The organism is Microbulbifer variabilis ATCC 700307 (genome assembly GCF_000380565.1).
Taxonomy (GTDB): domain Bacteria; phylum Pseudomonadota; class Gammaproteobacteria; order Pseudomonadales; family Cellvibrionaceae; genus Microbulbifer; species Microbulbifer variabilis.
The window spans coordinates 144,052-157,757 of sequence record NZ_AQYJ01000029.1 but is presented as its reverse complement, the minus strand read 5'-3'; the positions used below and the strand labels follow the sequence as shown (position 1 = coordinate 157,757).

The 13,706-nt window shown below is 50.4% G+C and carries 11 protein-coding genes; 2 read left to right on the top strand and 9 right to left on the bottom strand.

The window, feature by feature from the left end; genetic code table 11:
- Nucleotides 1-15 precede the first annotated feature (15 nt).
- Genes dnaQ through G367_RS0119450 form a run of 3 tightly spaced genes read right to left on the bottom strand, consistent with a single transcriptional unit; the run spans nt 16 to nt 2,035 of the window.
- Complete coding sequence (gene dnaQ / locus G367_RS0119460) at nt 16-744, bottom strand: DNA polymerase III subunit epsilon (protein WP_020414831.1); 729 nt, start codon at nt 742-744, stop codon at nt 16-18.
- A 13-nt stretch (nt 745-757) separates the two neighbouring features.
- A complete protein-coding gene (gene rnhA, locus G367_RS0119455) occupies nt 758-1,195 on the bottom strand; it encodes a ribonuclease HI (protein WP_020414830.1) in 438 nt (145 codons plus the stop codon).
- Nucleotides 1,196-1,246: 51 nt separating this feature from the next.
- A complete protein-coding gene (locus tag G367_RS0119450; protein ID WP_020414829.1) occupies nt 1,247-2,035 on the bottom strand; it encodes a class I SAM-dependent methyltransferase in 789 nt (262 codons plus the stop codon).
- A 140-nt stretch (nt 2,036-2,175) separates the two neighbouring features.
- Here G367_RS0119450 and gloB point away from each other — a divergent pair, with 140 nt between their 5' ends.
- Together gloB and G367_RS0119440 are read left to right on the top strand one after the other, a co-directional pair.
- The gene (gloB, locus tag G367_RS0119445; protein ID WP_245556723.1) at nt 2,176-3,030 is read left to right on the top strand and encodes a hydroxyacylglutathione hydrolase; all 855 of its coding nucleotides are present in this window, start codon (nt 2,176-2,178) and stop codon (nt 3,028-3,030) included.
- 196 nt (nt 3,031-3,226) lie between these two features.
- Nucleotides 3,227-4,786 (top strand): LysM peptidoglycan-binding domain-containing protein, encoded by a 1,560-nt coding sequence (locus tag G367_RS0119440; RefSeq protein ID WP_020414827.1) that lies wholly within the window; start codon nt 3,227-3,229, stop codon nt 4,784-4,786.
- A gap of 103 nt (nt 4,787-4,889) precedes the next feature.
- On the opposite strand, the gene G367_RS0119435 is transcribed toward G367_RS0119440, so the two are convergent.
- The 6 genes from G367_RS0119435 to tig form a co-directional block, all read right to left on the bottom strand.
- Entirely contained in the window at nt 4,890-6,773 is a 1,884-nt protein-coding gene (locus tag G367_RS0119435) for a SurA N-terminal domain-containing protein (protein WP_020414826.1), read from the bottom strand.
- A gap of 124 nt (nt 6,774-6,897) precedes the next feature.
- Nucleotides 6,898-7,170, bottom strand: a complete 273-nt coding sequence (locus G367_RS0119430) for a non-specific DNA-binding protein Hbs (protein WP_010132873.1) — start codon at nt 7,168-7,170, stop codon at nt 6,898-6,900.
- Nucleotides 7,171-7,423: 253 nt separating this feature from the next.
- Nucleotides 7,424-9,829: an endopeptidase La gene (gene lon / locus G367_RS0119425; protein WP_020414825.1), complete on the bottom strand. Its 2,406-nt coding sequence runs from the start codon at nt 9,827-9,829 to the stop codon at nt 7,424-7,426.
- Between the two features lie 275 nt (nt 9,830-10,104).
- Nucleotides 10,105-11,391: an ATP-dependent Clp protease ATP-binding subunit ClpX gene (gene clpX, locus G367_RS0119420; protein WP_020414824.1), complete on the bottom strand. Its 1,287-nt coding sequence runs from the start codon at nt 11,389-11,391 to the stop codon at nt 10,105-10,107.
- A 163-nt stretch (nt 11,392-11,554) separates the two neighbouring features.
- The gene (gene clpP / locus G367_RS0119415; RefSeq protein ID WP_020414823.1) at nt 11,555-12,196 is read right to left on the bottom strand and encodes an ATP-dependent Clp endopeptidase proteolytic subunit ClpP; all 642 of its coding nucleotides are present in this window, start codon (nt 12,194-12,196) and stop codon (nt 11,555-11,557) included.
- A 185-nt stretch (nt 12,197-12,381) separates the two neighbouring features.
- A complete protein-coding gene (tig, locus tag G367_RS0119410; RefSeq protein WP_020414822.1) occupies nt 12,382-13,695 on the bottom strand; it encodes a trigger factor in 1,314 nt (437 codons plus the stop codon).
- Nucleotides 13,696-13,706: the final 11 nt, after the last annotated feature.

Here is a 13,706-nt window from a genome sequence, read left to right as displayed (position 1 = left end):
ATGCGGGCTTTTTTATTACCAAAAATGCTTGCCTGAGGATTTCTCCAGTAATGCCAACATGGATTGGTGAGCTTCTAATTCCCCTCTATCTGCCTGAACTACAAGCAGGGGCTCACGATCAGTTGAGAGCCTACGGATTACTGATGAAGTGTCTTCATTCTGCCCTTTATCCCCATCCTCTTGATTGTGCCCATCGCCACCCTGAGCCAGTATTAAGTCAGTCTGGCCGCCGGTCATCATCAAGTAGACGTCAGCGAGAATCTCCGCATCCAGCAAAGCGCCATGCAGGTCTCGCTGGGAGTTATCGACAAAATAGCGCTTGCACAGAGCGTCCAGGTTGTTCTTCTGGCCAGGGTGCTTTTCCCGCGCCAAAGCCAGAGTATCCAGGACAGTGCTGTGGGCTGCCACATTTTTCCAGCGGGGATTGCCGAGCAGCCTCAACTCAGCATTAATAAAGCCAACATCAAAGGGAGCGTTGTGAATAACCAACTCAGCCCCCTCACAAAAGTGCATAAACTCATCCGCGATTTGCGCAAAGACCGGTTTATCGGCAAGGAATTCATTGGTAATACCATGAACTTCTATAGCGCCATCTTCCACTTGCCGCTGCGGATTAACGTACTGATGGTAATGGCGCCCGGTCAGCTTGCGGTTAATCAGTTCCACGCAGCCAATTTCAATGATCCGGTGGCCACTTTTGGGATCCAGGCCGGTAGTTTCCGTATCGAGGACAACTTGACGCATTTTCTACTCTCCCTCAGGACTCCAGCTCATCAATACCACGGTTAGCTAACTGATCCGCCCGTTCATTGCCCGGGTGGCCAGCATGCCCTTTTACCCAATGCCACTGCACTTGGTGACGAGCAACACTCTCATCCAGCTGACGCCAAAGATCAGCATTCTTAACTGGCTTTTTGTTGGCGGTTTTCCATCCGTTTTTCTTCCAATTATTGATCCAGCCGGTAATACCCTGGCGCAAGTACTGAGAGTCCGTATGCAAGTCAACCAGGCATGGCTGTTTAAGCGCTTCCAGGGCCTGAATTGCCGCCATTAGCTCCATGCGATTGTTGGTGGTGTGAGACTCGCCACCACATAGCTCTTTTTCCAAATCGCCATAAACCAGCAAGGCTCCCCAGCCACCAGGGCCTGGATTACCACGGCAGGCACCATCGGTATAAATAGTTATTTGTTTCAAAATTGACGCCAAATTAGGAAAGTAGCCGATGTGCGAAACCGCTCCGCAGGATCAGCGCTTCTGATGCTTACCCCGCGCCGCAACACGGGGGCTCGTAGGTGTGGCCACCAAGGCGGGTTTTCGCTGGGTACGCCAGTTAATTTTTATGGTACGTACTCGCGCCACCTCTTTGCGCGCGACTATGATGTAAAAGCCCCCCCAAGGCAAGCACCAGCGGGATCCCAGGCGCTCCATCCAAGCCGTTTTAGCTAGCAACTCCCGCTGCTGTAATGGCAACCGAAAGAACCCCCGGTGCACTTTATCTGCCTGTAAATCCAGGAGATTCATCCAGTCTGCCACACGGGCAGCGCGCATTTGGTTGCCCTTTTGGTATGCACCGCGAGAAAAAAGCATCCGTGACAAACCGAGAAGAGAGAAAGGATTAAACCCTATCAACAACATATGACCACCTGGTATCAACACTCGCGCAGCTTCTCTGAGTATCTGGTGGGGGTGCGCTGAGAAGTCCAGCAGATGGTGCAATAGAACAACATCTATAGATTCAGATGGTAGAGGCAGATGCTCCAACTCTACCAGCGCAGCTCCCTTCTGCTCCGGACAGGCAGCGAGGCGGAATCGATGATTAATACGACTGGAGTCCGCAAAATCCACAGCGTCTGTTACTCCGACCTGCATCAGATGGTAACCAAAGAAGCCCTCAATCAAGGGTTGCGATAGCGCCAGCTGCTGGGACAGTATTTCCTGACCCAAACTACTGGAAAACCAGTGTGACAGAGCCGGGCAGGCTTTTACCAGTGACGGCAGCTCCGAGTCGTTCCGCGACCTGAACTTATCAGTCATTCAATCTCCTAATTAAAAGCCAGCAATATCCTGGCCTCAAAACCACCCGATACAGAGGTTCACCCCGAAACCCAACAGCAGTTTAACAAGATAAGGTAGCGTTATTTGCTATGGATTTAAAAGGTAAATCAGGCCACTAAATGTGCTTTCAGCACACTACTACTCTGATTACATGGTATCGTTTCCAGCCCCAGATGGCAGGCAGGATCAATATGCTCTCAATAACACCTATTCCCGCACTTAGAGACAACTATATCTGGCACCTCAACAAAGGCGACGAGCACTGGGTTGTCGATCCAGGGGAAGCTGCTCCAGTTATCCAGGCACTTAAAGGCGACTCTCTGGATGGCATTTTGATCACCCACCACCATTTCGATCACACCGGAGGAATAGCTGAACTGAGAAAGCACTATCACTGCCCTGTTTACGGACCCAAAGCAGTAAAAGGTGTGACAAATACGATTACTGAGGGAGACAGCCTTCAGATACTTGGCACTTCCCTGCGGGTTTGGAGCATTCCGGGGCACACCCTCGACCATCTCGCTCTGATCCTTGAGGGGCAAGGCAAAAACGGAACTCTGCAAACTCATCTCTTCTGCGGCGACACCCTTTTTGCCGCGGGCTGCGGGCGATTGTTTGAGGGCAGCCCTGAACAGATGTATCAATCCCTACAGCGGCTTTGCACCCTACCGCCGGCAACACAAATCTACTGCGCTCACGAGTACACTTTGGGTAACCTGAACTTTGCCAAATCTGTTGAACCAGACAACCCAGCAGTAACCCAGCGCTTGCAAGAATGCCAGCTACTCAGAACTTCAGGCAAACCTACGCTGCCATCCAATATCATTCGGGAGAGGGAAACCAATCCATTTCTACGCTGTGATATTCCAGAGGTTAAGCAAAGTGGCGCGCGACACTTAGGCCGCAATAACCCTCAAAGCCTGAGTGAAGTTGAGGTATTTTCGAGCCTGAGAGACTTAAAAGACCACTTTTGACAAAGTGCCCTCAGCTAAAATCCTGTAGCAATCAAACTTGAATAAACTGTCTATATTTTATTCAGTCGCGTTGACCGAAACTATTCCTGCTATTTAGAATCATATGACTATGATCTAATGCTCAGTGTTAGCAAAAAATAAACGCCTAGGCGTAAGCTGAGCGAGGAATTAAAAGAAATATTCGCGGATACCAATCATGGTTCATAAGAATTTTGCCGTGGCGCTGTTAGCAGCCACGGTTGGGGCATGCTCGCAGATGCCAAATAAGGGCTCATCACCTGAGCGTGAAGCTGCAGAAGCTCCTGAAAGAAAAATTGCGAGCAGCACCACTATCTCCACGCCTGAACCTGAAGAGGAAGCCCTGCCCCCTACAGACATCTGGGAACGTTTGCGTAGAGGCTTCCGCCTCAATCATCGCGTTGATAATACAAAAGTCCAGGATTACATCGCCTATTTTTCCCGCAATGAAGGCTATATGGCGCGCGTTAGCGAGCGCTCGCGCCGTTATATCTTCCATGTAGTCGAAGAACTCGAAGAGGCCAACTTGCCTCTCGAACTGGCCCTGTTGCCAATTGTTGAGAGCGCATACGATCCCTTCGCTTACTCTCATGCACGCGCCTCCGGCATGTGGCAGTTTATCCCTTCCACTGGCCGCTCCTTTGGTTTGCAACAAAACTGGTGGTACGACGGCCGTCGTGACGTCCATGAATCAACCCGCGCAGCGGTTAAGTACTTCAATTACCTGATGGAGCGGTTTGACGGCGACTGGGAACTGGCCCTGGCAGCCTACAATGCTGGCGAGGGCACCGTTCGTAGAGCAGTAGAGCGCAATCGTCGCAAAGGGCTTGGTACCAGCTTCTGGGACCTGAAATTGCCTAGGGAAACGAAGCGATATGTACCACAACTGCTAGCACTGGCAGAGGTGGTTTCACGTCCAGACTATTACAAAGTGCCTCTCCATGATATCGCTAATGAGCCTTACTACGCCCGGGTTGATGTCGGCAGCCAGATAGATATGGCGCAGGCTGCTGAGCTGGCTGAAATTGAAGTTGATGAGCTCTACCTACTTAACCCAGGCTATAACCGCTGGGCTACAGACCCCAACGGAAACCATCAATTATTGATACCCATTGAAAACCAGGATGTGTTCGAAGCCGCGCTCAAAGAGCTGCCTGAAGACCAGCGAGTAACCTGGCAACGCTATACCATTAATCGCGGGGATACACTTTCGACGATTGCGAGGCGCTACCAGACAACGGTCAGTGCCATTCGCGAGACTAACAAACTGCGCAATAACAATATCCGGGCTGGTAAAACCCTGCTGATTCCCAGTGCCTCTGGCCCTGCCGGACAGTATGCGTATGCTCTGGACCAGCGTGTAAAACGCCGTCAATCCTCCGGCCAAGGGCAGAAGAGCAGCTATACAGTAAGACCTGGCGACAGTCTTTGGGCTATAGCTCGGAAAATGAACGTAAGCGTCAAACAATTGGCCAGCTGGAATAGCATGGCGCCCGGTGACACCCTACGCCCTGGCCGGACATTGGTTGCCTATGATGGGAGTACGCCTGCTAGCAACAACCGTACGACACGCAAGGTTTCCTATAAAGTCCGTAGCGGTGACTCTCTTTACCGAATCGCTAACAAGTTCAGTATTGAGATCGACGATATTTTACGCTGGAATAAAATCACCAAATCCAAGTACTTACAGCCAGGCCAGCGCCTCACTCTGTTTGTGGACAGCGCAAGCAACAGTTGAGTTTTCTGACCTTTCGCCCGCCTGCTATCGCAACTAAATAAAAGAAGCTGTAAATAAAAAACCCGGCATCTGCCGGGTTTTTTATTTTTCTAATTGAGCAAAGTTACTGGCTCTCTGGCGCCAGCTCGACTTTTGCCTGATCAGATAAGTAACGCTGAATAGCTGCCAGTTCCGCACCTCCATTTACTGAGGCTAATTGCTGCATTAGCGCCTGGCGCTGCTCTTTACTTTGCTGGGATAAATTGCCTTCCCGCACACCGCGTAATGCCAGAACAACTTGATCACCGCTGCTCGTAGCAAACACTGACAATTCCTCAGAGCCGGTGGCCGGGGCAGCCAAGGAAAATGCCTTGGTATTGATTTCTCCGCGCTCCCCAAAGCCACCGCGACGTGTTTTGTCGCTGACCTCTAAGGTTAAGCCTTGCTCCTCTGCCAATTTGGCAAAATCTTCACCTGCAGCGAGCTTTTCTTTCAGGGCTTCGGCACGAACAGCAAGCTGCTCGCTCGCTTTGTCACGCTTGAGACGCTCAACAATTTGCTCGCGGACTTCCTCTAGCGGATAGGTTCCAGCCTGCTTGGACTCCGTTACGCGTAATACCACGGAGTGCTCGTTATTAAGATTGAGCACATCTGAAGTGTTACCATCTTCCATCACTTCAGGGGAGAAAGCAGCTTCCACTACCTGCCCATTAGCCAAGACCCCAGCGCCACTTTCACGAGAGAAGAGGCCACTGGTTTTTAGAGGCACTCCCAGCTCCTCGGCGGGACCTGCCAGGTTATCGGCATTATAAGCAAGGTCTGCCAAACGGCTCAGGGCATCAACGAATTCACTCTCTGCTGCGGCTGCACGTAACTGGGTCTCGATAGCACCCTTACGCTCCTCAAAAGTTGGAGGCTCACTCTCCTCAACTTCCAGCAACTTAATAAAGTGTGTTCCGCTATCAGTGGTAACCGGAGCAGACACCTGACCAACCTCCAAGCTTGCCAGTGCCTCCTCAAAAGCCTGAGGGAAAACATCACCGGCGGTAAAGCCGAGGTCTCCACCCTCTTCCCGTGAACCAATATCTTCTGAATAAGCTTTGGCCAGTTCGGCGAAGTCTTCACCTGCATCCAGCTTGGTCTGGATCTCCTCCAGCTTCGCTTGGTCTGCGTCCTCCAAAAGGATATGAGCTGCGCGACGACGAAGGTCAGCGCCAAAACTGGCAATCTCTTGGTCGTACTGCGAGCGAACATCCTCTTCTGAAATATCGATATTGGCTGCAAACAACGCGGGAGTAAGCTCTATATACTCAACTGCCACTTGCTCAGGTCGCTGGTATTGACTCTGATTTTCCTGGTAGAACTGCTCGACTTCTGCATCACCAACTTCAGTGGTGGCCAGAAGCTCCTGTACCGGCATTACTACATAGTTGAAATCACGCTCTTCCATTGATGCCGCCACCACCTGCTCGGCATCAGCTTGCGTAGTAAAAGCGCTTTCGGTAACGCTATCTGCATATTGCTGCAGCGCCAGATCACTTTCGACAATTTGAGGGAAATTGGCTGTGCTATAGCCCATACGACGCAAAGCATCGCGATATAATTGAGGATCAAAGGTGCCATTTACCTGAAAAGCTGGAATATCGGTAATGGCTTTATTAACAGCCGCAGTACTCATAACCATACCGCTCTCCAAAGCAGCTTGGCGCATGACTGAGCTTGAAATTAATTGGCGCAATACAGGTTCACGTAACTGCTCGTCGCTGATCAGGTCTGCTGGGACATTTTCCCCATATTGACTCATGATCATACTGCGACGATTTTGAATCGCTCGCTGCAAATCCAGATTGGTGATTTTTTCACCATTTACCTCGGCAACCGCATCGGCGGCACCACCACTGGCCCCTGAGAAAAAGTCGATTCCCCCAATGACCATAATGAACCCAAAGAAAGCTGCGACAATAATCGCTGCCGTCCCTTTCAGGTTATCGCGCATGGACTGAAGCATGCTCAGCTCCGAATTTTGACTCTAATTATTTAACTGTTACCAGATACAAAAAAGGCGTATCCAACCTGACACGCCTCTTTATAGCTTCGAATCTTTTACAAGGTCTCGAAGTTCACCGAAAAACTTAGTTTACGGCGTCTTTCAGGGCTTTACCGGCCTTGAAGTTAGGGATTTTCGCTGCGGCGATTTCGATGGGGTCGCCAGTGCGAGGATTGCGGCCAGTACGGGCTGCGCGCTCTTTCACTGCAAAAGTACCAAAGCCTACCAAGGCAACCTGATCGCCTTTTTTAAGCGCATCAGTAATGCTATCAACCATTGCGTCCAAAGCACGGCCAGCTGCTGCTTTTGGAATATCTGCAGACGCGGCAATTGCTTCAATCAGTTCGGACTTATTCACGCTTAATCCCTCTGTTCTTTTAAATATGTTCAGGACACCCTCAGGCCAGGTATCACTATTAGTAACTTTTTAACCACCGGCAATTTTGGCGCCGGGCAATAAGCCTCGTTTTATACCAACTGCCCGGTAACGGGTCAAGGAACCATGCGGGTTTCCGGACAGTTGAACGAAACCCGAGCATCAAAAATCAACAGAGTGGTTATGTTTTGGTCTTGCAATTGTTACGGGGTGACAACAGTCACCCCGTAACAGGTTAATGAGTTTGGATCGATCTTTGCGAGCGCTCTTCCGCCTGCTTTTGCAAGGCAGAATATTCCTCATCCGAAAGGGACTCGGGTTTGTGCTCAAGTGCCAACTCCAACACCTGGTCGATCCACTTGACCGGTTTCACCACCAGGTCCTGAAGGATATTGTCGGGAATATCTTTCAGGTCACGCTCATTATCCGCAGGTATCAGTACAGTTTTTATACCGCCTCGATGTGCTGCCAATAACTTTTCCTTGAGACCACCAATTCGTAAAACTTCTCCACGCAAAGTGATTTCACCAGTCATCGCCACATCCGAGCGCACAGGAATATTGGTGAGTACTGAAACCAAAGCCGTGCACATCGCAATACCCGCAGAGGGGCCATCTTTCGGTGTAGCACCCTCTGGCACATGAATGTGAATATCCCGTGTCTCGTGGAAGTCGGGCCCTATTCCGAGGGCTTGCGATCGCGAGCGCACCACTGTCAGGGCAGCCTGGATAGACTCCTGCATTACATCACCGAGAGATCCGGTCTTGATCATACGACCCTTACCTGGAACCGCAGAAGCTTCGATATTTAACAATTCACCGCCGACCTCCGTCCAGGCAAGGCCGGTAACGATACCGATTTTGTTCTCCTCTTCGGCACGGCCGAAGTCAAATTTACGCACACCCAGCAACTCTTCCAGCTGGTCAGATTTGACCACAGCCGTTTTCTCCGATGGGTTGCGTACATGCTCGGTCACGACCTTCCGGCAGATTTTGGCAATTTCGCGATCCAACCCACGTACACCAGCTTCACGAGTGTAATAGCGAACGATATCCCGTATTGCCTCATCGGACAGATCCAACTCATCGTCTTTCAAGCCGTTAGCCTTACGCTGCTTTGGTACAAGGTAGCGCTGGGCAATATTGAGTTTTTCATCCTCGGTATAACCGGGAATACGGATAACCTCCATGCGATCCAGTAATGGACCGGGAATATTCATGGAGTTGGAAGTACATACGAACATTACATCTGACAGGTCATAATCTACCTCGAGGTAATGGTCGTTAAAGGTCTTGTTCTGCTCCGGATCCAGAACCTCGAGCAGTGCTGAGGCCGGATCTCCGCGCTGATCCATGCCCATTTTGTCGACCTCATCGAGCAGAAACAGCGGGTTCTTTACACCGACTTTGGAAATTTTTTGAATCAACTTCCCTGGCAGTGAGCCTATGTAGGTTCGGCGATGCCCACGAATTTCCGCTTCATCGCGCACGCCGCCAAGGGCCATTCGCACATACTGTCGATTGGTAGCGCGAGCTATAGATTGCCCAAGTGAGGTCTTACCAACCCCTGGAGGCCCAACCAAGCAGAGGATCGGACCCTTCACTTTTTTTACGCGCTTCTGTACCGCCAGGTATTCAAGTATACGTTCCTTGACCTCCTCCAGACCGTAATGCTCTTTTTCGAGTATCTCTTCAGCCTTCTTAAGGTCATGCCTTACCCTGCTCGCTTTTTTCCAGGGCAGACTTAACATCCAATCGATATAGCTGCGCAGGACCGACGCTTCTGCCGACATCGGAGACATCATCTTCAACTTGGCAAGTTCAGCGCGGGTTTTCTTCTCAGCCTCTGCACTCATACCGGAATCGGCAATTTTGTTTTCCAGCTCTTCAATTTCATTGGGCTCTTCAGTAATTTCGCCCAGCTCCTTTTGAATCGCCTTCATCTGCTCATTCAGATAGTACTCACGCTGGCTTTTCTCCATCTGCTTTTTCACGCGGCCACGAATGCGCTTCTCTACCTGGATCAGGTCGATCTCTGAATCCATCAGGCCAAGCAGATGCTCCAAGCGCTCTTTAACGCTGGAGGTTTCAAGAAGCTCCTGCTTCTGTGCTAGCTCAAGGGACATATGGGCAGAAATGGTATCTGCAAGGCGCCCTGGTTCATCGATCCCAGACAGAGAGGTGATGACCTCGTTGGGTACCTTCTTGCTCACAGAGACATACTGTTCAAATTGAGTCATCACCGAGCGCACCAGAGCATCAGCCTCGGCTTCAGGCAACTCAAACGTCTCCATAGGCTCTACTGTCGCCTCGAAGTGGTTATCCCTCTCCATTACATCGAGAATATTTACTCTCTCCCCCCCTTCCACTAGCACTTTGACCGTACCGTCGGGAAGTTTGAGCAGCTGTAAAACGCTAGCTATGGTGCCCACGCGATAGATGTCCTCAGCGCCAGGGTCATCTTCCGATGCTTTTTTCTGGGCTACGAGTAACACTTGCTTATCCCTGCGCATGGCCTCTTCCAGAGCCTCTATGGACTTTTCCCTGCCAACAAATAGCGGGATAACCATATGGGGGTAAACAACAACATCGCGCAATGGCAACAACGGATATTCAAGTTTGGTGTCGGATGACTGATCCATAGAACTCCTCTCGGCCCTATCACTGGGTATTTGGCGCGGCATCATGCTGCTGTAGTAAATGACAGCTCAATTTGGGCCACCGCCCTTCAGTTGCTAGAGATGGGGGGGGAGAGCCCGGAATACAAGTCTAATCTGGCGACCAATTTGTGCCGAACTCAACTGAATACCAATAAGCCGCCTCGGTATTGGGGCCTCAAATGGTAAAAGGAGCTTCTTTTTAAGAAGTTGAGGTTATAAAAAAAGCCCCGAATTGGGGCTTTTTTAAGTACGAGGCGTCACTCTTCAGGAGCTGCTTTCTGGGGCTGGGTCTCACTTTCATAGACGAGTAGCGGGGCCGACTCACCCTTGATTACAGCCTCATCGATAACTACTTTAGCTACGTTGTCAGTGGAGGGGATATCGTACATGGTCTCCAAAAGGACAGATTCCATAATAGAACGCAGTCCACGAGCACCGGTTTTACGCTCCATTGCCTTGGTAGCTACAGCATCCAGGGCATCTGGGCGGAAATCCAGTTCCACATCCTCCATCTCAAACAGTTTGCCGTACTGCTTGGTCAGTGCATTGCGAGGCTCTGTCAGGATCTGGACCAGGGCCTCACGATCCAATTCCTCAAGAGTCGCGGTTACCGGAAGCCGCCCAACAAATTCGGGAATGAGACCGTAACGCACTAGATCCTCGGGTTCGAGATCTCTGAGAATCTCACCGAAATTACTGGTTCCGTCCTTGGACTTCACTTCAGCACTGAAGCCAATTCCACCCTTTTCGGAGCGATCGCGAATTACTTTATCAAGGCCGGCAAATGCTCCACCGCAAATAAACAGGATATTAGAGGTGTCCACTTGCAAGAATTCTTGCTGAGGGTGCTTACGGCCTCCCTGAGGGGGCACTGAGGCCACAGTTCCTTCAATCAGTTTCAGAAGTGCTTGCTGAACACCCTCACCAGAAACATCACGGGTGATAGAGGGATTATCTGACTTGCGAGAAATCTTGTCGATCTCATCGATGTAAACAATGCCCTGCTGAGCCTTCTCCACATCGTAGTCACATTTCTGTAACAGCTTCTGAATAATGTTTTCTACATCCTCACCAACATAACCAGCTTCAGTGAGAGTAGTAGCATCTGCAATCGTGAAAGGTACGTTGAGCAGGCGAGCAAGGGTTTCCGCAAGCAATGTCTTACCGCTACCAGTCGGCCCAACCAACAAGATGTTGGACTTACTTAGCTCAACTTCATCCTTGCTCTTTACACCAGCTTTGCTGCGTAGGCGTTTGTAGTGGTTATATACAGCCACTGCCAGTACACGCTTGGCCCGCTCCTGGCCAATAACGTACTGATCAAGGATCTCAGTGATCTCGCGCGGCGTGGGCAAGCGTCCCTCCGGGCCCTCCGCACTCTCTTGGACCTCTTCGCGAATAATGTCTGTACACAGTTCGACACATTCATCGCAGATAAAGACTGACGGCCCAGCGATTAACTTCCGCACTTCCTGCTGGCTTTTGCCACAGAAAGAGCAGTACAGCAATTTGCCGCTGTCTTCTCCGCTGCTTTTGTCGGTCATCAAAATACTCCGTGGTCACTGGCCGGCCAGGGCCTTCAAATTTAGCTATTACAGCAAGATGCTGTTTTTTGGCGTATTTTTCAAGCCCCTCAACTAGGAAGTCTGCTCAAAATTATTAACAAATATAGGAAAACGCCACTAGCAAATTTTTTTTGTTGAAATACTATTTTTCCAGTGCTTGGCGACGGGATAGGACATCATCCACTAAGCCATATTCCTTGGCCTCATCAGCGCTCAAGAAGTGATCTCGCTCAGTATCGCGCTCAATATCACTGACCGGGCGGCCGGAATGATGCGCCATCAATTCATTGAGGCGATGGCGAATCTTCAGGATTTCCTGGGCGTGGATATGTATATCACTAGCCTGCCCCTGAGCCCCGCCACTGGGCTGATGAATCATCACCCGGGAATTGGGCGTAGCAAAACGCTTACCCGGAGCACCCGCAGTAAGCAGGAAAGCGCCCATACTGCAAGCCTGGCCAATACACATGGTGCTTACATCAGGCTTGATGAACTGCATGGTGTCGTAGATAGACATCCCTGCAGTAACAGACCCTCCAGGGGAGTTGATATATAGGTGGATATCTTTATCGGGGTTCTCAGCTTCAAGAAATAGCAACTGAGCAACCACCAGATTGGCCATATGGTCTTCAACCGGTCCAACCAGGAAAATAACCCGCTCCTTAAGCAGACGGGAATAAATATCAAATGAACGCTCACCCCGGGCAGTTTGCTCCACCACCATCGGCACCAGTCCGCTTGCTGAAGGTTCGATCGAGGCTTGGGGAAAATCAATTCGTGCCATAGGTACCATTGCTTCCTTTTGTGGCGTTTTCGGCAGGCCAGCAGATAGGCAGATTTGCCTGTGCTGAGAAATTCGTCTTCAGAGCTTAACCGGTCAGGGCGGATAAAGCCAGCCGGTAAAAAGGAAGGAGATGCAATGACGCCCGGCAAAGCCGAGAGCCATTGCATCCTTGAGAAAGCAGATTATTAACCCTGCTTCTGCGGCTTGATTACGTCATCGTAGGAGCTTTGTACCTCTTCAACCTTCGCAGCATCCAGTACAAAGTCTACAACTTGATCTTCTAGAACTACTGACTCAACACCAGACAGCAACTCGCGATTGTTATAGTAGTATTCAACTACCTCTTCTGGCTGCTGGTAAGTGGACGCCAACTCTTCAACCTTCGCTTTTACACGATCTGCATCTACAGACAGGCTGTTCTGCTTAACAATCTCGCCAACAACCAAACCCAGTACTACACGACGCTTTGCCTGCTCTTCAAACATTGTGTCCGGCAGCATGCGCTCAGCGTCTTCGGCTTTGATCTGACCTCCGAATTGCTGAACCATTTGACCGCGCAGAGTGCGAACCTCATTCGCAACCAATGTTGATGGCAGCTCGACCTGATGCTTTTCACACAACTGATCCATCACTTGGGTTTTAACTTTATTTAACGCCGCATTTTTGAGTTCGCGCTGCATATTGTTGCGCACTTCCTCACGGAATTTTTCTTCACCGCCCTCTTGAACACCATAGGCTTTGAAGAATTCTTCATTCAACTCGGGCAATTCAGGCTTTTCGGAGGAAGTTACTTTGATATTGAAGGTTACTGCAGCACCGCGCAGATCTTCAGCCTGATAGTCCTCAGGGAAAGTCAGGTCCAGGTCTGTTTCCTCACCTGGCTTCATGCCGAGAATACCCTCTTCAAAGCCAGGGATCATCTGGCCTGAACCGAGAACCAGCTGATGACCTTCCGCTTTACCACCTTCAAACTCTTCTCCGTCTTTACGACCGAGGAAGTTGATAACAACACGATCACCTTTTTGTGCTTTGCGCTTAGTGTCCTTCCAGGAAGACTGCTGCTTGCGCAGCACATCAATCATGTTGTTTACATCGGCATCAGTTACGTCGGCAATTGGGCGTTCAACGCTGATTTCCGCCAGGTTAGAGAGCTCAACTTCAGGATATACTTCAAAAGTGGCAACATATTCCAGATTTTCACCAGCTGCAGTCTGCTTGGCTTCAATACTGGGCTGGCCGGCCGGCTTCAGCTCTTCTTTTTGAACAGCATCATAGAAGGAACGACTCATCACCTCGCCAAGCACTTCCTGTCGAACACCAGCACCAAAACGCTGACGCACCACCTTCAAAGGTACCTTGCCTTTACGGAAACCATTTACGCGAACAGTCTTGGCGGCCTGCTGGAGACGCTTGTCCACTTCTTTATCGACGATTTCCGCCGGCAAATTAACCGTTAAACGACGCTCCAGACCGGAAGTAGTTTCGATGGAAACCTGCATGTTTATCCTCG

Excerpts from the sequence above, each read along its gene's own strand:
- dnaQ (WP_020414831.1), bottom strand. The coding sequence starts at position 744 with ATGCGTCAAGTTGTCCTCGATACGGAAACTACCGGCCTGGATCCCAAA.
- G367_RS0119450 (WP_020414829.1), bottom strand. The coding sequence starts at position 2,035 with ATGACTGATAAGTTCAGGTCGCGGAACGACTCGGAGCTGCCGTCACTG.
- gloB (WP_245556723.1), top strand. The coding sequence starts at position 2,176 with ATGTGCTTTCAGCACACTACTACTCTGATTACATGGTATCGTTTCCAG.
- G367_RS0119440 (WP_020414827.1), top strand. The coding sequence starts at position 3,227 with ATGGTTCATAAGAATTTTGCCGTGGCGCTGTTAGCAGCCACGGTTGGG.
- G367_RS0119435 (WP_020414826.1), bottom strand. The coding sequence starts at position 6,773 with ATGCTTCAGTCCATGCGCGATAACCTGAAAGGGACGGCAGCGATTATT.
- lon (WP_020414825.1), bottom strand. The coding sequence starts at position 9,829 with ATGGATCAGTCATCCGACACCAAACTTGAATATCCGTTGTTGCCATTG.
- clpX (WP_020414824.1), bottom strand. The coding sequence starts at position 11,391 with ATGACCGACAAAAGCAGCGGAGAAGACAGCGGCAAATTGCTGTACTGC.
- clpP (WP_020414823.1), bottom strand. The coding sequence starts at position 12,196 with ATGGCACGAATTGATTTTCCCCAAGCCTCGATCGAACCTTCAGCAAGC.
- tig (WP_020414822.1), bottom strand. The coding sequence starts at position 13,695 with ATGCAGGTTTCCATCGAAACTACTTCCGGTCTGGAGCGTCGTTTAACG.